The sequence below is a fragment of the Roseivivax sp. genome, assembly GCF_054552075.1.
Window position 1 is genome coordinate 28,845 of sequence record NZ_JBTOLZ010000010.1, and the last position, 26,290, is coordinate 55,134.

General features: G+C 68.7%; 21 protein-coding genes. 9 read left to right on the forward strand and 12 right to left on the reverse strand.

The window, feature by feature from the left end; genetic code table 11:
- Positions 1-58: 58 nt before the first annotated feature.
- From ACX938_RS09630 to ACX938_RS09640, 3 genes are read left to right on the forward strand one after another with little or no spacing between them, the layout of a single operon-like run.
- A complete protein-coding gene (locus ACX938_RS09630) occupies positions 59-1,069 on the forward strand; it encodes a glycosyltransferase family 2 protein (RefSeq protein ID WP_459430884.1) in 1,011 nt (336 codons plus the stop codon).
- Positions 1,066-2,766, forward strand: a complete 1,701-nt coding sequence (locus tag ACX938_RS09635) for a DUF5927 domain-containing protein (RefSeq protein ID WP_459430885.1) — start codon at positions 1,066-1,068, stop codon at positions 2,764-2,766. The genes ACX938_RS09630 and ACX938_RS09635 overlap by 4 nt, the downstream gene beginning before the upstream one ends.
- 7 nt (positions 2,767-2,773) lie before the next feature.
- Positions 2,774-4,195 (forward strand): sulfotransferase family 2 domain-containing protein, encoded by a 1,422-nt coding sequence (locus tag ACX938_RS09640; RefSeq protein ID WP_459430886.1) that lies wholly within the window; start codon positions 2,774-2,776, stop codon positions 4,193-4,195.
- 262 nt (positions 4,196-4,457) lie between these two features.
- Here the strand turns inward: ACX938_RS09640 and ACX938_RS09645 are convergent, their stop codons facing one another.
- The 6 genes from ACX938_RS09645 to ACX938_RS09670 all read right to left on the reverse strand — a co-directional run bounded on the left by ACX938_RS09645 (position 4,458) and on the right by ACX938_RS09670 (position 8,329).
- Positions 4,458-4,922 (reverse strand): PTS sugar transporter subunit IIA, encoded by a 465-nt coding sequence (locus ACX938_RS09645; RefSeq protein ID WP_232753656.1) that lies wholly within the window; start codon positions 4,920-4,922, stop codon positions 4,458-4,460.
- A gap of 60 nt (positions 4,923-4,982) precedes the next feature.
- Entirely contained in the window at positions 4,983-5,552 is a 570-nt protein-coding gene (hpf, locus tag ACX938_RS09650; RefSeq protein WP_232753655.1) for a ribosome hibernation-promoting factor, HPF/YfiA family, read from the reverse strand.
- A 241-nt stretch (positions 5,553-5,793) separates the two neighbouring features.
- Positions 5,794-6,552: an LPS export ABC transporter ATP-binding protein gene (gene lptB, locus ACX938_RS09655; protein WP_232753654.1), complete on the reverse strand. Its 759-nt coding sequence runs from the start codon at positions 6,550-6,552 to the stop codon at positions 5,794-5,796.
- 1 nt (position 6,553) lies between these two features.
- Complete coding sequence (lptA, locus tag ACX938_RS09660) at positions 6,554-7,069, reverse strand: lipopolysaccharide transport periplasmic protein LptA (protein ID WP_232753902.1); 516 nt, start codon at positions 7,067-7,069, stop codon at positions 6,554-6,556.
- Between the two features lie 16 nt (positions 7,070-7,085).
- Complete coding sequence (locus ACX938_RS09665) at positions 7,086-7,709, reverse strand: hypothetical protein (protein WP_232753653.1); 624 nt, start codon at positions 7,707-7,709, stop codon at positions 7,086-7,088.
- A gap of 5 nt (positions 7,710-7,714) precedes the next feature.
- On the reverse strand, positions 7,715-8,329 hold the full coding sequence (locus ACX938_RS09670) for a ribonuclease D (protein WP_459430887.1): 615 nt from the start codon (positions 8,327-8,329) through the stop codon (positions 7,715-7,717).
- 731 nt (positions 8,330-9,060) lie between these two features.
- Between ACX938_RS09670 and ACX938_RS09675 the strand changes: the two genes are divergently transcribed.
- Entirely contained in the window at positions 9,061-9,750 is a 690-nt protein-coding gene (locus ACX938_RS09675; RefSeq protein WP_232753651.1) for a sugar transferase, read from the forward strand.
- A gap of 99 nt (positions 9,751-9,849) precedes the next feature.
- On the opposite strand, the gene ACX938_RS09680 is transcribed toward ACX938_RS09675, so the two are convergent.
- From ACX938_RS09680 to ACX938_RS09690, 3 genes are all read right to left on the reverse strand, one after another.
- Positions 9,850-10,401 (reverse strand): NADPH-dependent FMN reductase, encoded by a 552-nt coding sequence (locus ACX938_RS09680; protein WP_459430888.1) that lies wholly within the window; start codon positions 10,399-10,401, stop codon positions 9,850-9,852.
- Between the two features lie 113 nt (positions 10,402-10,514).
- Positions 10,515-11,177 (reverse strand): OmpA family protein, encoded by a 663-nt coding sequence (locus ACX938_RS09685; protein WP_232753649.1) that lies wholly within the window; start codon positions 11,175-11,177, stop codon positions 10,515-10,517.
- A gap of 117 nt (positions 11,178-11,294) precedes the next feature.
- Positions 11,295-12,143 (reverse strand): methylated-DNA--[protein]-cysteine S-methyltransferase, encoded by an 849-nt coding sequence (locus ACX938_RS09690; protein ID WP_459430889.1) that lies wholly within the window; start codon positions 12,141-12,143, stop codon positions 11,295-11,297.
- 102 nt (positions 12,144-12,245) lie between these two features.
- Between ACX938_RS09690 and nth the strand changes: the two genes are divergently transcribed.
- Together nth and ACX938_RS09700 are read left to right on the forward strand one after the other, a co-directional pair.
- The gene (gene nth, locus ACX938_RS09695; RefSeq protein WP_459430890.1) at positions 12,246-12,890 is read left to right on the forward strand and encodes an endonuclease III; all 645 of its coding nucleotides are present in this window, start codon (positions 12,246-12,248) and stop codon (positions 12,888-12,890) included.
- Positions 12,887-13,876: an adenosine kinase gene (locus tag ACX938_RS09700; RefSeq protein ID WP_232753646.1), complete on the forward strand. Its 990-nt coding sequence runs from the start codon at positions 12,887-12,889 to the stop codon at positions 13,874-13,876. Before nth ends, ACX938_RS09700 begins: the two co-directional genes overlap by 4 nt.
- 97 nt (positions 13,877-13,973) lie before the next feature.
- Here ACX938_RS09700 and polA read toward each other — a convergent pair whose 3' ends face one another.
- From polA to ACX938_RS09715, 3 genes are all read right to left on the reverse strand, one after another.
- Positions 13,974-16,775 carry a DNA polymerase I gene (polA, locus tag ACX938_RS09705; protein ID WP_459430891.1) on the reverse strand — a complete coding sequence of 934 codons (2,802 nt, stop codon included), beginning with the start codon at positions 16,773-16,775 and terminating at the stop codon, positions 13,974-13,976.
- Between the two features lie 73 nt (positions 16,776-16,848).
- The gene (locus ACX938_RS09710; protein ID WP_459430892.1) at positions 16,849-17,448 is read right to left on the reverse strand and encodes a Pr6Pr family membrane protein; all 600 of its coding nucleotides are present in this window, start codon (positions 17,446-17,448) and stop codon (positions 16,849-16,851) included.
- Complete coding sequence (locus tag ACX938_RS09715; RefSeq protein ID WP_232753643.1) at positions 17,445-17,630, reverse strand: zinc-finger domain-containing protein; 186 nt, start codon at positions 17,628-17,630, stop codon at positions 17,445-17,447. The genes ACX938_RS09710 and ACX938_RS09715 overlap by 4 nt, the downstream gene beginning before the upstream one ends.
- A 74-nt stretch (positions 17,631-17,704) precedes the next feature.
- On the opposite strand from ACX938_RS09715, the gene ACX938_RS09720 reads away from it, so the two are divergent.
- The 3 genes from ACX938_RS09720 to ACX938_RS09730 all read left to right on the forward strand — a co-directional run bounded on the left by ACX938_RS09720 (position 17,705) and on the right by ACX938_RS09730 (position 25,906).
- Positions 17,705-18,643 carry an ABC transporter ATP-binding protein gene (locus tag ACX938_RS09720; RefSeq protein WP_459430893.1) on the forward strand — a complete coding sequence of 313 codons (939 nt, stop codon included), beginning with the start codon at positions 17,705-17,707 and terminating at the stop codon, positions 18,641-18,643.
- A gap of 469 nt (positions 18,644-19,112) precedes the next feature.
- Positions 19,113-21,200 carry a glycosyltransferase gene (locus ACX938_RS09725; RefSeq protein ID WP_459430894.1) on the forward strand — a complete coding sequence of 696 codons (2,088 nt, stop codon included), beginning with the start codon at positions 19,113-19,115 and terminating at the stop codon, positions 21,198-21,200.
- Positions 21,197-25,906: an alginate lyase family protein gene (locus ACX938_RS09730; RefSeq protein ID WP_459430895.1), complete on the forward strand. Its 4,710-nt coding sequence runs from the start codon at positions 21,197-21,199 to the stop codon at positions 25,904-25,906. Before ACX938_RS09725 ends, ACX938_RS09730 begins: the two co-directional genes overlap by 4 nt.
- Positions 25,907-26,290: the final 384 nt, after the last annotated feature.

The following is a 26,290-nucleotide window of genomic DNA, read 5'->3' on the forward strand; positions in this document are numbered from 1 at the left end:
CGCCGATAAGCGGACGGCCAGGCCGTCACGAGGCACGGGACATAAGGCGAGGCAGCAGTTGGGCGTCTGGCAATCATACCGGCTGAGGCTGCAGCGGCGGCGCTGGCGCATCCGCGCCTTCCGCAAGCGCCGCGATCTGCGCGCCATCGCCAACCGCACCGACCGGATCAACCCCTCGGACATCCTGCTCTTCTCGACCCAGCGCAACGAGGCGCTGCGGCTGCCGTATTTCCTGAAATACTACCGCGAGATGGGCGTCGATCACTTCCTGATCGTGGACAACGATTCCACCGACGGCTCGCTCGACTACCTCGCCGATCAGCCCGATGTCTCGGTCTGGACCACGCCCAAGAGCTACAAGCGCGCGCGCTTCGGGGTGGACTGGCTGAACTGGCTGCAGATGAAATACGGGCACGGCCATTGGTGCCTGGTGGTCGATCCCGACGAGCTGTTTCTGTACCCCTTCTGCGACACCCGGCCGATCCGGGCGCTGACCGACTGGCTCGACGCCTCCTCGATCAAGTCCTTCGGGGCGATGCTTCTCGACATGTATCCCAAGGGGCGGATCGACGCCGAACCCTATGCGCCCGGGCAGGACCCGCTCGAGATCGCCTCCTGGTTCGACGCGGGCAACTACGCGATCACCCGCAACCCCAAGTTCGGCAACCTCTGGATCCAGGGCGGGCCGCGGGCGCGGATGTTCTTCACCGAAGAGCCCGCCCGGGCCCCGGCGCTCAACAAGATCCCGCTGGTCAAATGGGACCGGCGCTATGCCTATGTCAGCTCGACCCACAACCTGCTGCCGCGCGGGCTGAACCTCGTCTACGACGAATGGGGCGGCGAAAAGGCCTCGGGGATCCTGCTGCACACCAAGTTCCTCGACACCTTCTCGGCCAAGGCCGAAGAGGAGCTGGACCGCCGCCAGCACTACGGCGGCTCGAAGGAATACCTCGCCTATGCGGACGGGCTGAAGGACAACCCCGACCTCTGGTGCAAGTGGAGCGAGAAATACATCAACTGGCGCCAGCTCGAGATCCTGGGCCTCATGTCCAAGGGCAACTGGGCATGAGCGTCGGCATCGTCATGCTGGTGCACACCGCGCTGGGGCGCGCCGAACAGGTGGCGCGGCACTGGACGCGGGCGGGTTGCCCGGTGGTCATCCACGTCGACCGCAAGGTGCCGCAGCGCGCCTTCGCGGCTTTCCGCGAGGCGCTGGCCGACGACGGGCTGATCCGCTTCTCGCGCCGGCACACCTGCAACTGGGGCAGCTGGGCGCTGGTCCGCGCCAGCCAGGACGCGAGCGAGCTGATGCTCTCGGCGCATCCCGAGGTGCGCCATGTCTACCTGGCCTCGGGCTCCTGCCTGCCGCTGCGTCCGGTCGAGGAGCTGATCGCCTATCTCGAGGAGCGCCCGCGCACCGATTTCATCGAAAGCGCCACCACCGCCGATGTGCCCTGGACCGTCGGCGGCCTGGACGAAGAGCGCTTCACCATGCATTTCCCGTTTTCCTGGCGGCGGCAGCGGTATCTCTTCGACCGCTTCGTCGAGCTGCAGCGCGCGGTGGGCTACCGCCGCCGCATCCCCGAGGGCCTCACCCCGCACATGGGCAGCCAGTGGTGGTGCCTGACCCGGCAGACGCTCTCGGCGATCCTGCAGGACCCGCGCCGCGCCGCGCATGACCGCTACTTCCGCTCGGTCTGGATCCCCGACGAGAGCTACTTCCAGACCCTTGCGCGGCTCTATTCGACCAATATCGAAAGCCGCTCGCTGACGCTGTCGAAGTTCGATTTCCAGGGCAAGCCACACATCTTCTACGACGATCACCTGCAGCTCCTGCGGCGCTCGGATTGTTTTGTCGCCCGGAAGATCTGGCCGCATGCGGAACGGCTCTACCAGGTCTTCCTGGGCGAAGGCGCGCGCGGGGCCAGCGCCACCGAACCCAACCCCGGCAAGATCGACCGCATCTTCGCCAAGGCGGTGGAGCGGCGGACCCGCGGGCGGGCCGGCCTCTACATGCAGTCGCGCTTTCCCAACCACGGCTGGGAGAACGGCCGCACGGCGGGGAAATACTCGGTCTTCCAGGGCTTCACCGAGCTGTTCCAGGACTTCGAGCCCTGGCTCGCGCGGGCGACGGGCGCGCAGGTGCACGGCCATCTCTACGCCCCCGAGCGGGCCGAATTCGTCAACGGCCAGCGCATCCTGAACGGCGCGCTGCCCGACAGCGCGGCGCTGCGCGACTACAACCCGCGCGCCTTCCTCACCAACCTGGTCTGGAACACCCGCGGCGAGCGGCAGTGCTTTCAATACGGCCCGCATGACAACCCCAAGATCAACTGGCATTTCGCCCAGGACCCCAATGCCCAGATCTCGGTGATCTCGGGCGCCTGGGCGGTGCCGCTCTTCCAGTCGAACCGGGATTTCGCGGACCTGCGGACCGAGGCGGCGGCGCTGCAGAAGATCGAGGCCAGGATGCTGGATGAGCTGCGCTCGCCCGACGCCAAGGCGCGGATCCGCATCTGGACCATGGCCGAGTTCATCGAGGCCCCGATGGAGCCCCTGCAGATCATCATCGACGAGATCGGCCAGCGCGCCACCCGGCGGCTGGCCGAGGCGCCCCGGCTCGCCGATCTGAGCGGCTTCGGGCAGTTCCTGCAGAACCTCAAGAACCAGGGGATGCACCCCTACCTGATGGGGGATTTCCCCGTCGATCCCGCCCCGCGCCACGGCCAGCGGCCGGCGCGCAAGCCCTACCTGGTCAGGAAGTAGCCCCGCGATGCCCGCCGCCTTCGACTATTTCGTCGTCTTCGCCGAGATGCGCACCGGGTCGAATTTCCTCGAGACCAACCTGAACGCCCTGCCCTCGGTCACCTGCCACGGCGAGGCCTTCAACCCGCATTTCATCGGCTATCCGAACTCCGAGGACATCCTCGGCATCACCCGCGCCGAGCGCGACGCCAAGCCCGAGCGCCTGCTCGCGCAGATCCGCAAAGCGACCCAGGGGCTGGGCGGCTTCCGCTACTTCCACGACCACGACCCCCGCGTGCTGGCGCCGCTTTTGGAGGACCCGCGCTGCGCCAAGATCGTGCTGACCCGCAACCCGGTCGACTCCTACGTGAGCTGGAAGATCGCCCAGCAGACGGGCCAGTGGAAGCTGACCAACGTCCGCCGCCGCCGCGAGGAGAAGGCCCGCTTCGACCCGCGCGAGTTCGAGGCGCATCTCGCCGCCCAGCAGGGCTTCCAGGTGCGGCTTCTGAACGCGCTGCAGCGCTCGGGGCAGACCGCCTTCTACATCGCCTACGAGGACCTGCAGGACCTCGAGGTGATGAACGGCCTCGCGGCCTGGCTCGGGGTGCCCGAGCGGCTCGAGGCGCTGGACCGCTCGCTCAAGGTGCAGAACCCCAAGCCGCTCTCCGAGAAGGTCGAGAACTACGCCGAGATGGAGCAGGCGCTGGTGCGGCTCGACGGGTTCAACCTCGCGCGGACGCCGAATTTCGAGCCCCGGCGCGGCCCGCTGGTGCCGAGCTATGTCGCCGCGGCGCGCGCTCACCTGCTCTACATGCCGATCCGCTCGGGGCCCGAGGCGGCGGTCACGGCCTGGCTCGCCGCGCTCGACGGTGTCGAGGAAGACGCGCTGGTCACCAAGTTCAGCCAGAACACGCTCCGGCACTGGAAGCGCGCGCGCCCCGGGCACCGCAGCTTCACGGTGATCCGCCACCCGCTGGCCCGCGCCCATGACGCCTTCTGCACCAAGATCCTGGCAACGGGCCCGGGCAGTTTCGGCAAGATCCGCGCCCATCTGGTCAAGACCTACGGGCTGCCGCTGAAGGAGGATCCCGCCGACTACAGCCTCGAGGATCACCGCGAGGCATTCACCGGCTTCCTGCGCTTCTGCAAGGCGAACCTCGCCGGGCAGACGCCGATCCGCACCGACGGCCATTGGGCGAGCCAATCGCAGACGCTCCTGGGCATGGCCGAGTTCACCTTTCCCGACATGGTGATCCGCGAAGAGGAGATGGCCGCCTATCTGCCCGCCCTGGCGCTGCAGGTCGGCTGCCAGGCCGCGCCCGACCCCGAGCCGCGGCCCACCCAGGCACCCTTCGGGCTGGCGCAGGTCTATGACGACACGCTCGAGGCCCTGGCCCAGGAGGCCTATGCCCGCGACTACACGATGTTCGGGTTTTCCGACTGGGGGTGAGGCGCGTGCGGAGTGGCGCTGACTAGAAGCGTATCCTCGCCGCCTGCGCTGCGACGCATCAGAAGCATCACCACTGCCTGCGGAGCAATCCGCTCAAAAGCAGCGCCTTCGCGAGCACGACAGCGTTCAAACGCCGCGTCACGTCCCACACGGACACCGCCGCTAGAGCGGCGCCACGATCCCCAAAACCACCCCCCAGAAAAGCATCGCCCCGGCCCGCGTCTCGCGCGGCCGGGGCGATCTGTCTCTAAGGCGCGGGCTTTCAGGCGGCCTGCACCGACTGCGCCTCGGTCAGGATGGTGTAGAGCTTGCCGGCGTCGGGATTGGCGCGCAGCTTGCCGCAGAAGGCCGCGTCGCGCAGCGTGCGGCTGACCAGCGCCAGCGCCTTGAGGTGTTCGACGCCCGCATCCTCGGGCGCGAAGAGCCCGAAGACCACGTCGACCGGCTGGCGGTCGACCGCGTCGAAATCCACCGGTTTCTCGAGCAGCAGGAAGACACCCTTGACCTCGTGGATGCCCGGAAGCCGGGCGTGCGGCAGCGCGACGCCATGGCCGACGCCCGTGCAGCCCAGGCTTTCGCGCTCCATCAGCGCCTCGACCACCTGCGGCGCGGCGATGCCATAGGCGCTTTCGACAACATCGGCGAGGTCGTGCATGACGCGCTTCTTGCTGGACGAAGCACCCATAACCTTCACCGCCTGCGGCACGAGGAGATCAACGAATTTCATCTGTCTGACTTTTCTGCTCAGGCGGCCTGCCGCCCTGGGAGTGAACCTGGTTCTGTCGCCTTACGGATCGATCCAGCCGATGTTTCCGTCATCCCGGCGATACACAACGTTAACACCATCTTTTTTGTCGTTCCGGAACACCAGCACGGGCGCCCCGGCCAGTTCCATCTGCATGACCGCCTCTCCGACCGAGAGCGACGGGATCTTGGTCTCCATCTCGGCGACGATGATCGGTTGGAGCGAGTCGGGCTCCGCGCTCTCCTCTGCCGTGTCTTCGTTGCCGGCGAGGATATACGAGGACGCCCCGATGAGTTCAACCGGGCTCGTGCGTTCCTTGTGGTGGTCCTTCAGCCGGCGCTTGTAGCGGCGCAACTGCTTGTCCATCTTCTCGGTCGCGGCGTCGAAGGAGGCGTAGATCTCGGTGGCGCGGCCCTTGGCCGTGCAGGTCAGCCCGGTCGAAAGGTGCACGGTCGCCTCGCAGATGTACTCGTGCGCCGCCTTCGAAAACACCACCTGAGCATCCGTCGGCCGACCGGCATATTTTTCCACCGTCACGCCAAGCTCGGTCTGAACGTGGCTTTGCAGGGCGGCACCGATGTCGATCTGTTTTCCGGAAATCTGGTAGCGCATGGAGTCGTGTCCTTCTGGTTATTGGCTCGGTCCCCCCTCGGCAGGGCGCCGGGGGCTAGGTCGCGGGTGACGGACGGGCCGGACGTTGACGCGGTGCCGACAGCTTGTGGTCGACCGTCCCTGTTACAGGGGCCCTTCGGTCTGTTGTGGCGAAGGTGCACGGCGTCATGGCCCCATTTGAGGCTTTCTTCGGCCGCTCTGTCAAATGAAACCGGAGCTTGACGGACGGGCCGCGCTGGGCTCAGCCGATGCGGAAGGAATCGCCCAGATAGACCCTGCGGACGTTCTCGTTGCGGACCACCTCGTCGGGCGAGCCGGACATCAGCACCTGGCCGTCGTGCAGGATATAGGCGCGGTCCACGATCTCGAGGGTTTCGCGCACGTTGTGATCGGTGATCAGCACCCCGATGCCGCGGGTCTTGAGGTCCGCGACCAGGTGCCGGATGTCGCCGACGCTGATCGGATCGACGCCCGCGAAGGGCTCGTCGAGCAGCAGATACTTCGGATCGGCGGCCAGGCAGCGGGCGATCTCGACCCGGCGCCGCTCACCGCCCGAAAGCGCCAGCGCCGGGGCGCGGCGCAGGTGTTCGATGGAGAACTCGGCCAGAAGATCCTCGAGCCGCTCGCGCCGCCGCGAGTGATCCTTGAGCGAGATTTCCAGGATGGCCAGGATGTTGTCCTCGACCGACATGCCCCGGAAGATCGACATTTCCTGCGGCAGGTAGCCGATACCCATCCGCGCGCGGCGATACATCGGCAGGTAGGTGGCGTCCTGGCCGTCGATGGTGACCTGCCCGCCCTCGGGGTTCACCAGCCCGGCGATGGCGTAGAAGGTCGTGGTCTTGCCCGAGCCGTTCGGCCCGAGAAGCGCCACCACCTCGCCGCGGTTCAGCGACATGGAGACGTCGCGGATCACCACGCGCTTCTTGTAGCTCTTGCGCAGATGCGCGACCGAGAGGCCCGCCTGCCCCTCCGCGACGCTCAGCTCGGGTCGCGCCATGCTATTGCGCCCCCGCCTGGCCGCCACCTTCGCCGGTGGTGTCCTCTTCGGGCTGGAAGACGGTGCGCACGCGGCCGTCCATCTGGGCGGTGCCGTCGTCGAGATTGACCACCATGCGTTCGGAGGTCAGCGCGTTCTCGCCCTGGGTCAGAAGCACGTTGCCGACCATGACCACGGTGCCCTGGGCGACGTTGTAATCGGCGCGCTCGGCCTCGGCGGCCTCCTCGCCGGAGACCAGGGTCACCCCGCCGGTCGCCTCGAGCCGTTCGATCTGGCTGGCGCCCTCGGTGTAGACCACCAGGACGCGCGGCGCGGCCAGCCGCATGTCGCCCTGCCCGATCACCACGTTGCCGGTGTAGACGGCGGTGCCGCTCGACTGGTCGACGGAAAGCTGGTCGGCGCTGACCTCTACGGGCAGGGAGCTGTCCTGCCGCATGGTCCCGAAGGCCACCTCGGCGCCCTGCCCGAGGGCCGGCAGCGGCAGGATGCAGGCCAGGAGGGCCAGGGCTCGGAACATCACCATCGGGTCGCACTCATTCCTGTTGTTGCGGCTCGTATACCATCCGAACGCCGTCGGTGAAAAGCAGTTGCACATCACCCTCTTCGGCCTCCGGGCTCTCGGCCGGGGTGATCCGCATCCGCCCCGCGGTGAGCCGGCCGGCGGGGCCGTCGGCCTCGACCCGGCCGCCGCTTTCGATCTCCACCCGGTTCATCGCCGAGGTCAGGCTGTCGGTGCGCATGACGTAGCCCGCCGAGCTGTCGATGACCACGCCGCCGGTCAATTTCGCCGCGCCCGCGCCGTTGTCCATGCTGGCCGAGGGCGCCGAGAGGTCGATCCGGCTGCCGTCGGGAAAGGCCAGCGTGGCGTCGAACATATCGGCCAGGATGCCGTTCGGCCCCGCCGGGTCGGGCCGGGCGGCGGCGGCGCGCATGGTCACCTCGGCGCCGTTTTCGGCGACGCCGGTATAGACCGCGCCGCTGGCCGATTGCGACTCGCGGTCCTTCAGGCTTTCAGCCGTGGAGACCGGCAGGTTCCGGGTCGGATCGGTGTCGCGGGAGAACAGGAAGAGCGTCGACAGCAGCCCGAGCGCGATCAGCGGCAGAAGGACCTTCAGCCCCGCCACGACCTGCGAATAGGTGCCCTGCCCGCGCGCCATGGCCGTCAGGAATGCGCGAAGATGTCGGTCTCGGGCCAGCCCTCGAGATCGAGCCGCGCGCGCATCGGCAGGAAGTCGAAGCAGGCCTGGGCGATCTCGCTCCGGCCCTCGCGTTCGAGCATCTCGTTCAGCTTGTCGCGCAGCTTGTGCAGGTAGAGGACATCCGAGGCGGCGTATTCCTGCTGCGCCGCGCTCAGGCTCTCCGAGCCCCAGTCCGAGCTTTGCTGCTGCTTGGAGATGTCGATGCCCAGAAGCTCCTGCAGGAGCGCCTTGAGCCCGTGCCGGTCGGTATAGGTGCGCACCAGCCGCGAGGCGATCTTGGTGCAATAGACCGGCGCGGCGAGCGCCCCGAAGGTATGCTGCATGGCGGCGATGTCGAAGCGGCCGAAGTGGAAGAGCTTCAGCACCTCGGGGTCGGTCAGCAGCCGCTCGAGGTTGGGCGCGCGGGTCTGGCCCTTGGCGACCTGCACGAGGTGCGCGTCGCCGTCGCCGCCCGAAAGCTGCACCACGCAGAGCCGGTCGCGATGCGGGTTGAGCCCCATGGTCTCGCAGTCGATGGCGACCTCGCGGCCGAGGTCGAGCCCGTCGGGCAGATCGCCCTGGTAGAGATGAATGGCCATGCACCCTCCGATATCGTCGCGTCGGGCGGGAGATAGAGCCGCAAAGGGGCCGGCGCAACTCCTCGCCATGTAAGCCCTCGGCGGGCGCGCGGCGAATCAAATCAATTGTGGCAGGGCCTACGCGAACAATGCCTCCGATAGGCGAGGATTGGTGCCGCGCGGCGCAGAGTGGGCAAATCCTTCCACGGGACGAGAAAATATTTTCGTGAATGTTTCGGCAACTGGCATACCGGGGCAGCGCTTGCCCCGCGGCGCGGGGCGCAGAGTTGGGCGGCGGGGCTGCGCGTTCGCCCGCCGCAGGGCGATTGCCCCGCATACGAGAACAATCGGGGCGGGTTTTTGGGAAGAACACCCGTTATTCAGATCAATTCGGAAACAATGAGCCCCGGATCGGGGCTGCGTGACGGATCGGACCGCGCGTCGCACGACGTCACATCTCACATTCAAGACGTGTCTCGCCCCGCAAACGCACATCCTGAAGATGCGCGTCGACCTGCCCCAAGGGCACCCGAGGGCCGCCGCCTCAGTTCTGACATTATTGACTAATTTTCGCCCCAATCTTTTAACCTTTGGACAGGCGGTCGCCACATTGTCGCCGCTTTGACGATCCGCACCTGGGGGGCCGGTGCTTCACCTGACACGCGATGGAGATCGCAATCGACGCGGGACGCGCCGTAACCGTCCCGCCTGCGCTCTTCCTCGCCACGAGGCAAGTACGGGGATTTTTTCCAGTGACGATTCACCTGCGTAACCAGTTTCCGATTTCCGACTTCGAGGGCGACCGGCTGACCCCGCGCCGCGCGGCGCGACATGGCGGGCTCTACCGGCACCTGCTCAAGCGCGGCCTCGACATCGCGTTGGTGCTGGTCGCGGCGCTGCCGGCGCTGCTGATCGTGCTGCCGTTGATGCTGCTGATCGCCCGCGACGGCCATTCGCCGCTTTATTACCAGAAGCGCCTCGGCCGCGAGGGCCGGGTGTTCTGGATGCTGAAGCTGCGCAGCATGGTGCCCGACGCCGAGACCCATCTGAGCGCCTATCTCGCCCAGAACCCCGAGGCCGCGCGCGAATGGGAGCGCAGCCAGAAGCTCCGCCGCGACCCGCGCATCACCGCCATTGGCCGGGTGATCCGCAAAAGCTCGATCGACGAGCTGCCGCAGCTCTGGAACGTGCTGAAGGGAGAGATGTCGCTGGTCGGCCCGCGCCCGATGATGGTGGAGCAGGCGCGGCTCTACCCGGGCTCGGCCTATTACGCGATGCGCCCGGGCATCACCGGTTTCTGGCAGACCTCGGTGCGCAACGAATCGAGCTTTGTCGACCGCGCGGCCTTCGACAGCGCCTACCTGCGGGCGCTCTCCTTCTGGACCGACCTGCGCATCCTGGTCCGCACGGTGCGGGTGGTGATCACCGGCACCGGTTACTGAGGGGCCGCCGGGCCGTGGGGCCCGGCACATCCCGTCCGTTTTTCACAACCAAACGCCCCGGCGATGCGGCCCGACCGCCCGCCCGGGCGCAAAGGCGCCTCAGCCGCGCCCGGCCTCGGCCAGGGCGCGCAGATCACCCATCAGCTCGTCCAGCAGCTTGCCCGCCCGCTCGTCGGCCAGCCGGTCTTCGTCGTCCCAGGCCTTGGAGGTGCTGCCGATCATCACCTCGGGCCCGGGCAGGAGCCGGGGCCGGAAGGGGTTGAGGCAGAGCCGCGCCATGTTCTGCGACCGCTCGCCGCCGGCGCGCCCCGCCGCCGAGGACATCAGAGCCACCGGCTTGTCGCGCCAGGGGTTGCCCTCGGTGCGGCTCACCCAGTCGAGCGCGTTCTTCAGGACGCCCGAGATGCCCTTGTTGTATTCCGGGGTCGAGATCACCACCGCATCCGCCGCGGCGATGGCATCGGCCAGCGCCTGCACCTTGGCGGGAATGCCCTGCCCCTCCTCGAGGTCGCCGTCGTAGAGCGGCAGATCGAGGTCCGCCACCTGCACCTCGGCGGGGCCGAAGCGGCGCGCCGCCTCGGCGGCGAGCTTGCGGTTGGTGGCGGCCCGGCGCAGCGAACCGGAGATCGTCAGGAGCGTGAGGTCGGACATGGGTCGGAGGGCCTTTCGGTCGTCGGTTTTCCGTCCCGGGCCCAGCTACAACGAAAATGCGCCGCGGCAAGCCGCGGCGCATCCCATTCGCGTCAGTCCTTTTGCGGCGGCGCTCAGGCCGTCGGCAGGATCACGATTTCCACGCGGCGGTTCTGCGCGCGGCCCTCGGGCGTCAGGTTCGAGGCGACCGGCTGGTCCTCGCCCCGGCCGATGGTGTTGATCCGGAAGCCCGGCACGCCGTTCGAGGTCAGGATCGAGGCCACGGCCTGCGCGCGGCGCTGCGAGAGGTCCTGGTTGTAGGCCGCATCGCCGGTGTTGTCGGTATGGCCGACCACCTGCACGTTGGTGTCGGGATACTGCTGCAGGTTCCGCGCCACGGCGATCAGGTCGCCCTGGATCCCGGGGCTGACCGCGGTCGAGTCGGTGGCAAACAGGATATCCTGCGGCAGGGTCACGATCAGACGCTCGCCGGTGTTGCGGATGTCGATGTTGTCGTTGCCGACCTGCTGGCGCAGCGCGGCCTCCTGCTTGTCGAGGCGGTTGCCGATGACGGCGCCGCCCGCGGCACCGACCAGGGCCCCGGCGGCGGCGTTGCGGCGGCGCTCTTCGGGGTCATTGCCGGCGGCGGCACCGGCCAGCGCGCCCACGCCCGCGCCGATCAGCGCCCCGGTCTGGGCCTGGCGGTTGGGGTTGTTGGGGTCGTTGAGCGGCGCGCAGGCGGTCAGCGCGACAAGACCGGCGCTCGCAAGAAGAAGGGAAGACTTCGCTCGGATCATTATTTCCTCGTCCGTGATCGCGTTGGATTACGCATGAACAAGCCGGACGATATGCGCGGGGTTCCGTGTTATCCAAAAACATTCCGGTTATCCTCGGCGATTTGCCGCCGAAAGGGCTCAGGCTTCGGAACGCGCCGCCTCCCAGGCGAGGATCGCGCGCTTGACCGGCAGCCCCCAGTGGTAGCCGCCCAATCCGCCCGACTTGCGCAGCGCCCTGTGGCAGGGAATGAGCAGCGAGATCGGGTTGCGCCCGACCGCCGTGCCCACCGCGCGCACCGCCTTGGGGTGGCCGATGGCGCCGGCGATCTCGGAATAGGTGGTCACATGGCCCGAGGGCACCTGCATCAAGGCCTCCCAGACCTTAATCTGGAAGGGCGCCCCGATGAGGTGTAGCGCCACCTCGCCGCCCGCGCCGAAGACCGCGCCTGCCATGGGGCCAAGCCTTTCGGGGGCTTCGCGGTAATGCGCCTCGGGCCAGCGGCCGCGCATGTCATCCATGGCGACCTCGGGGCCGGTCTCGGCGGTGAAGGCGATGCCGCAGATCCCGCGCTCGGTCGCCATGACCAGCGCCGGGCCGAAGGGGCTGTCGACCTCGGCCCAGTCGATGGCAAGCCCGGCGCCGCCCCGCGCGTAGTCGCCGGGGCTCATCGCCTCCCAGCGCAGGAACAGGTCGTGCAGCCGCCCGCTGCCCGAGAGCCCCGCCGCATGGGCGGTCTCGAGCGTGGTGAACCGCTCGCGCAACAGCGCCTTGGCGTGGCCCAGCGTCAGATACTGCTGGTAGCGCTTCGGGCTGACGCCCGCCCATTCCGAGAAGACCCGCTGGAAATGCGCCGGGCTCATCGACATCTCGCGCGCCAGCTCGTCGAGCCGCGCCGCCGGGCCCATCTCGTCGACCAGCGCAATGGCGCGGCGCATGACCTCGAAGTGATAGGCGCTTTGGCCGGGCATGGGGCTCTGGTCGGTCATGGGGCACATCCTCGTCTCTCTGGGCCCTTTTTACCGCGCCGGCGGCCCGCCGCGCGACCCGATTGTTGCGTATCCCGGGCGGGGCGGGCATGAACATGCGCGATGGCACGGCAGCTCGACTACCACACGATCCGCGAGATCTTCGCCCGGTTCCACGGCGCGGAGCCCGAACCCAAGGGCGAGCTCGAGCATGTCAACGCCTATACCCTGGTGGTGGCGGTGGCGCTTTCGGCCCAGGCCACCGACGCCGGCGTGAACAAGGCGACCCGCGCGCTGTTCCAGGTCGCCGACACGCCCGAGAAGATGCTCGCCCTCGGCGAAGAGGGGCTGATCGAGCACATCAAGACCATCGGGCTTTACCGCAACAAGGCCAAGAACGTCATCAAGCTCAGCCGCATCCTCGCCGAGGACTACGGCGGCACCGTGCCGAACTCGCGCGCGGCGCTGGAAAGCCTGCCGGGCGTCGGGCGCAAGACCGCCAACGTGGTGCTGAACATGTGGTGGCGCCACCCCGCCCAGGCGGTGGACACCCATATCTTCCGGGTCGGCAACCGCAGCGGCATCGCGCCGGGCAAGGACGTGGCCGCGGTCGAACGCGCCATCGAGGATCACGTGCCCGCCGACTACCAGCTGCACGTGCATCACTGGCTGATCCTGCACGGCCGATACACCTGCGTCGCGCGCAAGCCCAAATGCGGGGCCTGCCTGATCCGCGACCTCTGCCAATTCGAGGACAAGACAGAATGAAGAAGTACCAGGTTGCCGGCATCGGCAATGCCATCGTCGACGTGCTGACCCGCGCCGAGGACAGTTTCCTCGACAACATGGGCATCGAGAAGGGCATCATGCAGCTGATCGAGCGCGAACGCGCCGAGCTTCTCTATGGCGCGATGGAAGGCCGGGTGCAGGCGCCCGGCGGCTCGGTCGCCAACACGCTGGCGGGCCTGGGCAACCTCGGGCTGCGCACCGCCTTCGTCGGCCGGGTGAAGGACGACGGGCTGGGCCGCTTCTACGCCGAGGAGATGGAGAAGATCGGCACCGCCTTCGTGAACCCGCCCGCCCCGGGCGGCGAGCTGCCGACCTCGCGCTCGATGATCTTCGTCTCGCCGGACGGCGAGCGCTCGATGAACACCTACCTCGGGATTTCCGCCGAACTGGGCCCGGACGACGTCGACGAGGCGGTCGCCGCCGAGGCCGAGGTGGTCTTCCTCGAGGGCTACCTTTTCGACAAGGACAAGGGCAAGGACGCCTTCGCCAAGATGGCCCGCGCCTGCCGCAAGGCCGGCGGCAAGGCGGGCATCGCGATCTCCGATCCCTTCTGCGTCGAACGCCACCGCGCCGACTTCCTGGACTTCATCGAGAACGAGCTCGACTACGTGATCGGCAACGAGGCCGAGATCCGCGCGCTGTTCCAGAAAGACGACCTCGAGGCCGATCTCGAGGCGGTCGCCGCGATCTGCCCGCTGGTGGTCTGCACGCGCTCGGGCCAGGGCTGCACCATCCTGCGCGACGGCACGCGGACCGATGTCCCGGTCGAGCATATCACCCCGGTCGATGCGACCGGCGCGGGCGACCAGTTCGCCGCGGGCTTCCTTTACGGGTTGGTCACCGGGGCCGAGATGTTCCGCGCGGGCGAGATGGGCCATGCCGCCGCCCGCGAGGTGATCGGCCACATGGGCCCGCGCCCCGAGACCTCGCTGCCGGATCTCTTCCGCGACAAGGGCCTGGTCTGAGAGAGGCCCCGCCCCGCGATCCGCGCGCGCCCCGGGGCTCGGGGCCGCGCCTGACTTAGCGCGCCGCCGCCGGGGCGGCCGCCCGAGGGGCGCGCCCTCAGTGCGCCTCGGCCCAGTTCGGCCCCTGCCCGGCGTCCACCACCAGCGGCACATCGAGCTTCACCACCGGGTCGGCGGCATTCTCCATGACCCCGCGGGCCGCGGCGATCAGGTCCTCGACCGCGCCTTCCTCGACCTCGAAGAGCAGTTCGTCGTGCACCTGCAGGAGCATCTTCGCAGGCATCGCGGCGATTTCCGCCGGCATCCGCACCATGGCGCGGCGGATGATGTCCGCCGCCGTGCCCTGGATCGGCGCGTTGATCGCCGCCCGGCGCGCAAAGCCCGCGCGCGGCCCCGAGGCGGAGATCTCGGGCGTGTGGATCACCCGGCCGAAGAGCGTCTCGACCCGCTTGTGCTCTTTCGCGAAGGCGGTGGTCTCGGACATGTAGTCCTTGATGCCCGGGAAGCGCTCGAAATAGCGGTCGATGAAGCCCTGCGCCTCGGCGCGCGGGATGCGCAGGTTGCGCGCCAGCCCGAAGCCCGAGATGCCGTAGATCACCCCGAAGTTGATCGCCTTGGCCTGGCGCCGCACCTCAGGGGTCATCTCCTCCATCGGCACGCCGAACATCTCCGAGGCGGTGGCGGCGTGAATGTCCTGCCCTTCGCGGAACGCCTCCTTCAGCGCGTCGATGCCGGCGATATGCGCCAGGATGCGCAGCTCGATCTGGCTGTAGTCGAGCGAGACCAGCACCTTGCCCGTGTCGGCCACGAAGGCCTCGCGGATGCGGCGGCCCTCTTCGGTGCGCACGGGGATGTTCTGCAGGTTCGGATCGGTCGAGGCCAGGCGCCCGGTGTTCGCCCCCGAGATCACGTAGGAGGTATGCACCCGCCCGGTCTCGGGGTTGATGTGCTCCTGCAGGGCGTCGGTATAGGTCGACTTCAACTTGGAGAGCTGCCGCCAGTCGAGGACCCGCGCCGGCAGGTCATGTTCGGTCGCCAGGTCCTCGAGGACATCAGCGCCGGTGGCATAGGCCCCGGTCTTGCCCTTCTTGCCGCCCTCGAGCCCCATCTTGTCGAAGAGGATCTCGCCCAGCTGCTTCGGCGAGCCGACGTTGAAGCGTTCCCCCGCCAGCTCGTGGATCTCTTCCTCCAGCGCGGCCATCTTCTGCGCGAAGGCACCCGACATGCGCGACAGCACATCCCGGTCGACCGCGATGCCGGCGCGCTCCATCTCGGCCAGGACCGGCACCAGCGGCCGCTCCATGGTCTCGTAGACGCGGGTGACCTTCTTGCGGTGCAGCTGCGGCTTGAAGACCTGCCAGAGCCGCAGGGTGATGTCGGCGTCCTCGGCGGCATATTTCGTCGCCGCCTCGATCGGCACCCGGTCGAAGGTGATCTGGCTCTTGCCGGTGCCGATCACCTCCTTGATGGGGATCGGCTGGTGCCCGAGATAGCGCTCGGAGAGCTGGTCCATCCCGTGCCCGTGCAGCCCGCCGTTCATCGCGTAGGACAGCAGCATCGTGTCCTCGATCGGCGCCACCTCGATGCCGACGCGGGCAAGGATCTTCATGTCGTATTTCAGGTTCTGCCCGACCTTCAGGACCGCCGGATCCTCGAGCAGCGGCTTCAGGAGATCCAGCGCCTCGGTCCGGTCCATCTGCCCGTCGAGCAGCGCGTCGGAGTTGAAGAGATCCCCCTCGGCGGCATCGCGGTGCAGAAGCGGCAGATAGGCCGCGCGCCCCGCCTCGACGGCGAAGGAGAGCCCCACCAGCTCGGCGCGCATTTCGTCGAGCCCCGTGGTCTCGGTATCCAGCGCGATCCAGCCGCGTTCCCGCGCCGCGTCGATCCAGCCCTGCAGGGTCTCGGCGTCGCGGATCGTGCTGTAGTCGGCCTCGGCGAAATCCGGCTGTTCCGGCGCCTCGGCCTCGCCCGCGGCGGCCTCGGGGGCGCTTTCGGGGATGACCGGCGCCTCGGCGCCCAGGGTCTCGGCCACCCGGCGCGACAGGCTGCGGAACTCCATTTCCGCCAGGAACCCCAGGAGCGTCTCGGGGTCCGGGTCGCGCAGCTCGAGGTCCTCGAGCGCGAAGTCGAGCGGCGTCTCGCGGTCGAGCTGCACCAGCTTCTTCGACAGTTCGATCTGTTCGCGCTTCTCGATCAGCGTCTGGCGGCGCTTCGGCTGCTTGATCTCCTCGGCGCGGTCGAGAAGCTCTTCCAGCGTGCCGAACTCGTTGATCAGAAGCGCCGCGGTCTTGATCCCGATGCCCGGCGCGCCCGGCACGTTGTCAACGCTGTCGCCGGCCAGGGCCTGCACGTCGACCACCCGCTCGGGCGCGACGCCGAATTTCTCCATCACGCCCTCGGCGTCGATGGCGCGGTTCTTCATGGCGTCGAACATCTCGACCCCGCCGCCGACGAGCTGCATCAAGTCCTTGTCGGAGCTGACGATGGTCACCTGGCCGCCCTTCTCGCGCGCCTGCACCGAGAGCGTGGCGATGATGTCGTCGGCCTCGTATCCCTCGATCTCCTTGCAGGCGATGTTGAAGGCCTCGGTCGCGCGCCGGGTCAGCGGGATCTGCGGGCGCAGGTCCTCGGGCATCTCGTCGCGGTTGGCCTTGTACTGGTCGTACAGATCATTGCGAAAGGTGTGGCTGCCCTTGTCGAAGATCACCGCGATATGGGTCGGCGCCCCCGCCCCGTGGTCCTTGGCGATATAGCGCCGCAGCATGTCGCAGAAGCCCTGCACGGCGCCCACCGGCAGCCCGTCGGACTTGCGCGTCAGCGGCGGCAGCGCGTGGAAGGCCCGGAAGATGAAGGCGGAGCCGTCGATGAGATGCAGGTGAGAGCCTTTGCCGAAGCTCATGTCGCGCGCTCCTTGGGTCAAATCGTCTGTCGCCCCCGGCATATCCCGAGGCGCGGCACATGGAAAGCCGCGCTCAGGCGCCGCGCGCCATCCTGCGGGCCAGCGCCTGGATCGCCAGCGCCAGCGCCCCGAAGGCCAGCAGCAGCCCCAGGACGTTCAGCGCCACGCCACCCGGCCCGGCCTCGGAGATGTCGAGGAAAGGATAGGGATAGACCCCGTCGAGCTGCGCCCGGAGGATCGCGTAGAGGCAATAGACCAGCGGGTAGCCGAGCCAGAGCCCCAGGTCGCGCAGCCCCAGCCCCGCCTTGGGCGCGGCCCCGGTCCAATAGGCCAGGTAGCCCAGCGGCACGACGGTATGCAGCATGTCGTCGATCCGCGCCTCGAGGCCCGAGAGGTCGCTGAGATGCGCCAGCAGCAGGTGATAGACCAGCCCCACCGCCAGGATCGACAGCAGCAGCCCGCCCGCCAGGCGCGCCGATCCGCGTCCGGTCAGCGCCACCCAGGCGGCGTAAAGACCGACGGCGGTATTGGTCCAGAGGGTGAAGTAGCGGAAGAGGGACCAGAGCGCTGCGCCGAGGCTCTCGTCCTCGCTCACGCTCAGCCAGATCCGCGCCAGCACGGTGCCGAGCGCCGCCAGCGCCAGAAGCGCCGCGCTCGCCCGGGCGGGGCTCACGCCCCGGCCTTGCCTTCGAAGTCGCGGTGGATGAAGCGCGCGTCGCAATAGCCGCATTCGACCCAGCCGCGGTCCTCGGGGATCTGCAGCCAGACGCGCGGATGGCCCAGCGCGCCTTCGCCGCCGTCACAGGCGACGCGATAGCGGTCGACGATCTTGGTCTCGGGGGCGTCCGGAGCCATGGCGCGAGTTCCCATCACTTTGCCTTTGCACTAGGTGCCTTATGTCGGATGACGAACCGAGGAGCAAGACAGGCATGGCAGGCAAGGCGATCCGCATCGCGGGACTGAAGAAGACCTATGGCGGACAGGGCGGCGCGCCCGCCAAGGAGGCGCTGAAGGGCGTCGATCTCGACATCCCCGAAGGCTCGGTCTTCGGGCTGCTCGGGCCAAACGGCGCGGGCAAGTCGACGCTGATCAACATCCTCGCCGGGCTGGTGGTGAAGACCGCCGGCACGGTCGAGATCTGGGGCTTCGACCAGGACAAGAACCCGCGGCAGTCGCGCGCCTCGATCGGGGTGATGCCGCAGGAGCTGAACCTCGACCCCTTCTTCACCCCGCGCGGCGCGCTCGAGGTGCAGGCCGGGCTCTACGGCGTCCCCAAGGGCCAGCGCCGCTCCGACGAGATCCTCTCGATGGTGGGGCTCGCCGACAAGGCCGAGGCCTATGCCCGCACGCTCTCGGGCGGCATGCGGCGGCGGCTGCTGCTCGGCAAGGCGCTGGTGCACCGCCCGCATATCCTGGTGCTCGACGAGCCCACCGCCGGCGTCGACATCGAGCTGCGCCAGATGCTCTGGGAGAACGTCCGCAGGCTGAACCGCGAGGAGGGGATGACGATCATCCTCACCACCCATTACCTCGAGGAGGCCGAGGAGATGTGCGACGAGATCGCCATCATCAACCAGGGCGCGCTGGTCGCCCGCGACACCACCCGCAACCTCCTGGGCGAGCTCGACGCCCGCACCATGGTGATCGAACCCGAGGAGACGCCCGCGAGCCTGCCCGAGCTCGAAGGCTGCGAGGTCGAGACCCGCGAGGGCGGCATCCTGGCGCTGACCTACCACGCCCGCGAGATGCACGCCGAGGACGTCCTCGACGCCGTCCGCGCCGCCGGGATCCGGATCTCCGACGTGCGCACCGAACAGCCCGACCTCGAGGACGTCTTCCTCGCCCTCACCAAGGGTGCGCACGGCTGAGCGGCTGGGAAGCCAGCCAAAACCTCGCAAAACCCCGGCGCGCCCACGCAACCGCGCGCCTCAAGGCCCACCCGCCCAGGACGCACCAAGCCCCGCTCAAAAAACTCAACCCACAAAAAAACCGGCCCGCCATCCCCGCCGCCCCCTCACCCCCGGCGCACCAAACCCCCAGGCTTGACCGGGCCAAAAATACCTCCCGCCGGAGGCACACCCGAGGCCGGGGCCGAAAGGCCCCGGACGAGACACCAAGCGCGGGCGGCCCCGCCGCCCGCTCCGCTAAACAAAAATCCCCACGACTCAACCCCAGGCCGAACCCGGAACCGCGGCACAAAAACCCCAGGGAAACTCCGGCCTAATCAGAGACTTGACTGCCGCATCGCAAATTCTGAATATACCCTCATCAGTGAGGTAGTGACATGCGACATGTCTCACTACGGCTAGGTCAGTGAGGGTTGGTTCCCCGGATATCGTGCTGCTTGCCGACCTGGCGCGGCAGGGCGACGCGGGGCTGCGGCTGTCCAGTGAAATCCGAACCTATTGCGACATGGGGTGCCGTGTCGGCGTCGTCCACGTGGAGCCCGACCCGGCGAAGCGCTTCGTCTCGCCCGACCTGCAGGCCTGCTTCCGCGAGGGGCTGGCCCAGCCGCTCAGGGCGGACCAGGACATCCGCGCCAAGCTCGCTGTGGCCCATTCGCCCTCGACGATGAACTGGCCGGTGGCCGATCTGACCTCGGTGCGCGCGGACAAGGTGGTGCTGGTGCACGACCAGAAATCGACCATCGAGAACGCCGGCAAGTGGTTCAGCTTCCAGCTCGGCGAGATGCACTGGGCGCCCACCAACCGCTGGGTGCGGGCCTCGCTGGCGGCGATGCATCTTCCGGTGCCGATGCTGGCCGAGGACTGGCGGCCGGTGGCGCGGCCGGTCCGGCAGCCGGGCACGCGGCGGCCGGGGCCCCTGGTCTTCGGACGGGTGAGCGTGCCCGGCGCGGCGCAATGGCCGGCGAGCCCGCAGAAGATCCTGGCGACCTATCCGATCGGCAATGGCACGGATTTCCGCGTGCTCGGCAAACCCTCGGCCAAGGTCTGGCAGGGGATCCGGTCGCGCGCCGGGCTTACCGGCTTCGACGCCGCGGATATCTCCGTCGCGCGCTTCATCGAGATGCTCGATGTCTTCATGTATTTCCCGGGCATCCAGGTGCCGGTGCTGCCCGAAAGCGCCATCGCCACGGCCATGGCCTCGGGCAAGGTCGTGGTCCTGCCCGAGCATCTCGAACGGCACTTCGGCCCGGGCCCGGTCTACGCCAGCGCGGCGAGTGCCCGGCAGCGGGTCCGCGAGTTGGCCGAGGACGAGACCGCCCTGGCCCAGGCCCGCGAAGAGGCGCTGACGCACAGCCGCTACTCCTTCTCGGAGGAGGCGCACCGCGCGCGGGTGCTGGCGCTCCTGGAGAGCGGCCCCAGGCGGCGGGTGCGGCTGCGTAAGCGGCCCGGCAAGCGCATCCTCTTCGTGCCCGCGGACGGGGCGGGGCTCGGGCATGTCACCCGCTCGCTGGCCATCGCGCGGCGCCTCGATACGGCCGCCGAGCCGATCTTCGCGACCCTGGCGCCCTCGGTGCCGATCATCACATCTTTCGGATACCTCGCCGAATACCTGCCGGCGCAGGCCAAGATCCGGTCGGACCGGGCGGCCTGGGACGCCTGGCTGCGGGTCGAGCTGGCGCGCTTGATCGACCGCTACGCGCCCGATGCCGTGGTCTATGACGGCAACAACCCGAGCCCGGGCCTGGTGAAGGCGGTCCTCTCGCGCGGGAGCTGCCGGCTTGTCTGGGTGCGGCGCGGGATGCTGCAATCGCCCTCGCGGGATCTCGACAATGCGCGCTTCATGGACCTGATCATCGAGCCCGGCGAGGTGGCGGGCGCCTGGGACGACGGGCCGACGGCGACGCGCCGCCACGAGACCCGGCAGGTCGCGCCGGTCACGCTGCTCGACCAGAAGGACTTCCTGCCCCGCCAGGCCGCGCGCCAGGCGCTGGGGCTGCCAGGCGACAAGGCCCTGGCGCTGGTGCAGCTCGGGGCCAGCGGCAACCGCGATGTCCTGGGGCTGACCTCGGACATCCTCGACCACCTCAAGCGCTTCCCGGATCTGCAGGTGGTGCTGGCCGATGCCCAGAGCGGCGCGCTGGCGCTCTCGGCCGGGCAGACCGCGCGGCACCTGCAGGGATACCCGCTCAGCCACTACTTCAACGCCTTCGACTTCTCGATCTCGGCGGCGGGCTACAACACCTTCCACGAGATCATCGCCAGCGGGTTGCCGACGATCTTCGTCGCCAACCGCCACCCCTCGCTCGATGCCCAGGGGGTGCGGGCGGAGTTCGCCCAGGACCACAACGCCGGCTTCGACCTGCCGGAAGAGGAGCTTTTTCACCTGCCCGCCGTCTGCGAAGCGCTTCTGCAGAAGGCGGCGCAGGATTTCGTGCGTCACCAGTGCCTTGATCTGTACCAGGGCAACGGAGCCGGGGACGCGGCCGAGGCAATTCAAAGCGTGGTCCGGATGATATGAACAAGATCGACGCCCCAGAACCGCCGCATGAGGACGAGGATCAGATGGACGCGGGTGTGCCCTGTCCCGCCCAGGGAGCCGCGCGGGCCGCGGGGCCCGTCGCAGCGGCAGCGCCGGGCGAGCCGCGCGCGATCACCGTCGCCTGGCAGACCGAGAGAACCCCGCGCGTCGAGACCTCCGCGCTGCCCGATCCGAGCTGGGCCGAGGAGGCCGGCTGGTGCCTCGAGGGCCCGCCAGCGAAGGCGTTGCAGGCCCGGCCGCTCGCGCCGCGGGCCCCGGCGCAGGGCGGCACCCCGCCGCTGGTCGCCGTGGCGCTTTTCGGGCTCGACGCCGCCGGGCTCTGCGCCGCGCTGAAGCAGATCGACCGGATGCAGCGCGGGGCCAAGCCGATCCTGCCGCTTTTCCTGACCGATGACGCCGACCAGATGGCGCGCCTCGACCCCGAGGGCATCGTCGAGTTCTTCCCGCGCAGCGTCTATTTCGCGGCCCCCTCGGGCGACCGCCTGACCGCGCGCTTCCGCACCATCTGGGCCAAGTGGGCACCGCCCTACATGCTCGATTTCGGCAAGCCCGGTCTCCTGCGGTCGCGGCTCGCGGATTACGACCTGTTCCGGGGCGCGAACCTCGATCCGGGCACGCGGTTCAATCCCCGCCGCCCGACCGAGGTGATCTCCGAGCCCGCGGTCGCCGACATCGCGGCGCTGAAGGCGGAATACCTCGACACCGGGCTCGACCAGGAGGCGGACACCTTCGTCCTCTACCGGATCCTCGGCAACGACCTGCCGCCCCGGCACGAGGCCGGGCAGACGCTGGCGAACCTGGAGTTCATCCTCGAGCACGAACCCCGGCTGACCCGCTGCGAGAAGCGCTGGGTGGTCAACCGGATCGCCGACCCCGACCAGGAGGCGGCGATCCTCGCGCTTCTGGAGGCGCAGAAGCAGCCTTACCTGCACATCCCCTTCGACCTCGAGGACTACGCCCAGGTCGACTGGGACCTCGACAGTTTCCCGCAGCTGACCTTCTTCCTGAACGGCAGCTACGGTGACATGCAGAAGGCCGACCAGATGCGCGCCGAGGCCCATGCGCGGCGGCACAAGAACCGATACCTGATGAACAACAACGGCGCGCGCAACGCGGCGCTGCGCGATGGCCGGACGCGGGCGAAATGGGTGCTGCCCTGGGACGGCAACTGCTATCTCTCGCGGGCGGCCTGGTCGCAGATCCTGCGCGACGTCCGGCAGGCGCCCTACATGAAATACCACGTCGTGCCGATGGCGCGGACGCTGGACAACGCCGACCTTCTGAAGCGCGGCCACCGCCCCGAGACCGGCGAGGAGCCGCAGATCCTGTTCCGCCGCGACGCCTCGGAGGAATTCGAGGAAAGCTATCACTACGGGCGCCGCCCCAAGGTCGAGCTGCTCTGGCGGCTGGGCGTCCGCGGTGCCTGGGACAGCTGGCAGGACGACGTCTGGGACCTGCCGCGCCCGGCGCGCGCCCGGGAGGCCGGCGATTTCGGTCAGGCGGGCTGGGTGGCGCGGCTCTCCTCGGGGAGCGCGCATCTGGACGAACAGTCGACCGAGGCGCTGGTCGGGCGCGGCGCCGCCCGGGCCGAGGCCATCGTCGCCATCCTCGACGAGCTCGACCGCAAGGCGCTGGCCCGCGGCTTCGATGCCGCCCGCCTCACCGCTTACGACGAAGACACGCTGCTTGCCCTGCGCGCGGCCCCGCAGGACTCCTCGAAAGGGCTGATCCGCGACCGGCTCTTGCAGGAGGCCGAGCTGGCGCTGCAGCGCGGGCCCTATTCGGTCACGGACAAGACGCTGACCCCGCCCAGCGGCGACAAGCACGACTATTACCACCCCGCGCCCTATTGGTGGCCCGATCCCAACGCCCCCGACGGACGCTCGGGCACCTACCGCGACGGGCTGCGCGCGCCGGGCACCGTGCTCTACGAGCCCCTGAGCGACCAATACGACCGGACGCGGCTGCAGCGGCTCTTCGACGACACCACCGTGCTGGCGCTGGCCGGGACGGTGAGCGGCAAGACCGCCTATTTCGACCACGCCGCCCGGCTTCTCAGGTGCTGGTTCATCGACCCCGAGACCCGCATGGCCCCGCACCTGGAGTTCGCCCAGGTCAACCCGGCGGCCCAGCGCGAGGCGCGCTCGGCGAGCGGGCTGATCGAGATGAAGGACCTCTACTTCCTGCTCGATGCCGTCCGCCTGCTGGAACGGGCCGGCGCCTGGCCGGAGGCGGACAAGGCCGCGCTGACCCTCTGGCTGGAGGAATATCTCACCTGGCTTCTCGAAAGCCCCCAGGGCGTGCAGGAGGCGCGGGCGCGCAACAACCACGGCACCTGTTACGACCTGCAGGTCGGCGCCATCGCGGCCTATCTCAGCGACATCCCCAGGCTTTGCGAGACCTTCCGCCGGAGCCGCGAGCGGATCGCCGGGCAGTTCGACGGCAACGGCGTCCAGAAGCACGAGCTGCAGCGCACCCAGACCCGGCACTACTGCTATTTCAACCTGCAGTGCTGGACGCATCTGGCGACGCTGGCCAAGCAATGCGGCGACCGGCTTTGGGAGTTCACCTCGCGGGACGGGCGCGGGCTGGCCCATGCCTTCGGCTGGCTGCTGGCGGAACACCTGAAGCCGAAATGGGGGCACAAGCAGCTCTCGGCCTTCGACAAGGACCGGATCCTGCCGCTGGTCTACGCCGCCCAGGCGCGGTTCACCCCCGAGGCCTGGAGCGAGCGGGCGCTGGGTTTTGCGCGCAAGCCCATTTTCCATCCGCACGACGGGATCATGCCTTTCTGGATGCTCTCGGCGAGCCTGCATGCACGCGGCGCGCAGGAGGCGCCGAGCGCGCTCACCAAGGTGATCGCCGAGGCCGAGCGCGCCGCGCGCAACGCGCTTGTCGAGGGGCCGCTGGCCAAACCTGCGCCCGCGGTGCTCGAGCGGCGGCTCTGGCGGGGGTATTCCGGCCCGGCCCGGGACGCGCTGGAACTGGCGCTCCGCGCGCCGAAGGCGCCCGCCAGCCAGCGCGCGCTGGCGGCCTGGGGGCTCGGCCGCTGGACCAGCTATCTTGGCGATTACAAGACCTCGCTCGAATTCATCCGCGAGGCGCGTGCCCTGGGCAAGATGGGCTCGCGCGGGCTGGTGCTGGCCGAGGCGAACTGCCTCATCCAGCTCGGCCAGCCCGAGGCGGCGCGGGAGCTGGCGCTGCAGATGCTGGCCCGCAATCCCGACGATCCCAACCTCTTGTTCCAGATCGCCAATACCTATGGCGGCCCGGGGCCCGATGCGCCCGCCGAGGGCGAGGCGGAGCAGCTGGCCTGGATCAACCGGGTGTTCCTGACCAAAGGCGCGGTCGGCATCGAGAAGCGCGACGCCGAGCAGCCGCTGAGCCTGAGCAACATCCGCGGGACGATCCTCGACGGCCCGCCGGAGAGCCAGCTACAACAAGCCAAGGTCTCGGTCGTCATGCCGATGTTCAACGGCGCGGCGACCATCGGCAACGCCATCCGCAGCATGCGCGAGCAGACCTGGAGCAACCTGGAAATAATCGTGGTCGACGATTGCAGCAGCGACGAGAGCTGCGAGATCGTGACCCGCATCGCCGCCGAGGACCCGCGGGTCTCGCTGATCCGGATGCCCGGGAACGGCGGCGCCTATCTGGCCCGGAACGCCGGCATGGCGCAGGCCAGCGGGGACTACGTGACCGTCCATGACGCCGACGACTGGTCGCATCCGCAGAAGATCGAATGGCAGCTCAAGCGCCTACGCGAGGCCGAGGGGGCAGTGGGCGTCATCTCGCGCTGGCTGCGGGTCTACGACGACCTCTTCGCGGTCGGCTACTGGCGCCCGGAGGAGATGCTGATCAGCCTGAACCAATCCTCCTTCCTGATCCCCAAGGCCGTCCTCTCCGAGATCGGCCCCTGGGACAACGTGCGCGCCGGCGGCGACAATGAGTTCATCTGGCGCTTCAAGACGCGCTACGGCGCGCGGGCCGTGGCCGAGACCGACCGGGACCTGCCGCTGGCCCTCAGCATGGTGCGGCCGGACTCGCTGACCCAGCAAAGCGTCACGCATGTGAAGACGGTCTTCCACGGGCTGCGCAAGGATTACTTCCGCACCTATCGGCGCTGGCAAACCGCGCTGCCCTCGGAGGAGCTCACCCTGCCCTGGCAGGCCGAGGACAGCCGCGCCTATCCGGCGCCCCGGCCTATCCTTCCGCGTGACAACAGGCCGGCGCGGCTCAGGTGCCTCTTCATCGCCGATTTCTCCAACAAGGCGGTGGGGATCGACTGGATCGCCGCCCATGTGGAGGCCGAGAGCCGCCGCGCCGGGCGGATCGGCATCTTCCACTGGCCCGACTACGAGAACGACACCGACCTGACCTTCCGCCCGCAGATCAGCGAGCTGCTCGACGCGGGCCGGATCGAGCAGATCAGCGCCTTTCAGGAGGCCAGGGCGAAGACCGTGGTGCTTTGCGATCCCTACCTCGCGCGCATCCCGATCGAGGGCATCCCGGAGATCACCGCCCAGGGGCTCGAGGTGCTCTGCCCTGCCGCCGGGCGCTCCGAGGCGATGTTCGACCCAAGGCGGCGGCGCATGCCCACCGAAGGCGAGCTCGAGGCCCTGTTCAAGCTGCCCTGCCGCTGGGTATCGGTCGATTCGACGGTGCGTGCCGCGCCGGCGGGCTGAGCGGGTCTCCGCTACCGTCGGCGGACGCTGCAGCGCGGAAAACGTGGCAGTTGGACAACATGTTGTGAAAATCCGCCTCCTGACGTCAGGATGGCGATTCTCTCGCCCCATGTGGTTAGATTTGGCACCACAACCACAACATGTTGAGGGCCTTCTGTAAGCCCCTGAAATCCCGGTGAGACCCCTCGTGACCCGCGTTTGGCGGGCTCCGACGCCCCGGGCTTGCCCCGCTCCGGTCCCGTGAATGCCGTATTGATTTCGTCCCCTGACGCATCATGTTCGTCACCCAACAGGTGTCGCCATCGCCCAGAGGGGTTCTCCCCGAGGTCGGTCTCGGCAGCTGAAGAAAGCGGAAGGCGAACGTCAGAGTCGCCGGGAACGAGG

Excerpts from the sequence above, each read along its gene's own strand:
- ACX938_RS09690 (WP_459430889.1), bottom strand. The coding sequence starts at position 12,143 with ATGACCGACCAGAGCCCCATGCCCGGCCAAAGCGCCTATCACTTCGAG.
- ACX938_RS09720 (WP_459430893.1), top strand. The coding sequence starts at position 17,705 with ATGGCAGGCAAGGCGATCCGCATCGCGGGACTGAAGAAGACCTATGGC.
- ACX938_RS09670 (WP_459430887.1), bottom strand. The coding sequence starts at position 8,329 with ATGGCCATTCATCTCTACCAGGGCGATCTGCCCGACGGGCTCGACCTC.
- ACX938_RS09700 (WP_232753646.1), top strand. The coding sequence starts at position 12,887 with ATGAAGAAGTACCAGGTTGCCGGCATCGGCAATGCCATCGTCGACGTG.
- ACX938_RS09680 (WP_459430888.1), bottom strand. The coding sequence starts at position 10,401 with ATGTCCGACCTCACGCTCCTGACGATCTCCGGTTCGCTGCGCCGGGCC.
- lptA (WP_232753902.1), bottom strand. The coding sequence starts at position 7,069 with ATGTTCCGAGCCCTGGCCCTCCTGGCCTGCATCCTGCCGCTGCCGGCC.
- ACX938_RS09640 (WP_459430886.1), top strand. The coding sequence starts at position 2,774 with ATGCCCGCCGCCTTCGACTATTTCGTCGTCTTCGCCGAGATGCGCACC.
- ACX938_RS09635 (WP_459430885.1), top strand. The coding sequence starts at position 1,066 with ATGAGCGTCGGCATCGTCATGCTGGTGCACACCGCGCTGGGGCGCGCC.
- lptB (WP_232753654.1), bottom strand. The coding sequence starts at position 6,552 with ATGGCGCGACCCGAGCTGAGCGTCGCGGAGGGGCAGGCGGGCCTCTCG.
- ACX938_RS09665 (WP_232753653.1), bottom strand. The coding sequence starts at position 7,709 with ATGGCGCGCGGGCAGGGCACCTATTCGCAGGTCGTGGCGGGGCTGAAG.
- ACX938_RS09730 (WP_459430895.1), top strand. The coding sequence starts at position 21,197 with ATGAACAAGATCGACGCCCCAGAACCGCCGCATGAGGACGAGGATCAG.
- ACX938_RS09685 (WP_232753649.1), bottom strand. The coding sequence starts at position 11,177 with ATGATCCGAGCGAAGTCTTCCCTTCTTCTTGCGAGCGCCGGTCTTGTC.
- ACX938_RS09645 (WP_232753656.1), bottom strand. The coding sequence starts at position 4,922 with ATGAAATTCGTTGATCTCCTCGTGCCGCAGGCGGTGAAGGTTATGGGT.
- ACX938_RS09715 (WP_232753643.1), bottom strand. The coding sequence starts at position 17,630 with ATGGCTCCGGACGCCCCCGAGACCAAGATCGTCGACCGCTATCGCGTC.
- nth (WP_459430890.1), top strand. The coding sequence starts at position 12,246 with ATGGCACGGCAGCTCGACTACCACACGATCCGCGAGATCTTCGCCCGG.
- hpf (WP_232753655.1), bottom strand. The coding sequence starts at position 5,552 with ATGCGCTACCAGATTTCCGGAAAACAGATCGACATCGGTGCCGCCCTG.
- polA (WP_459430891.1), bottom strand. The coding sequence starts at position 16,775 with ATGAGCTTCGGCAAAGGCTCTCACCTGCATCTCATCGACGGCTCCGCC.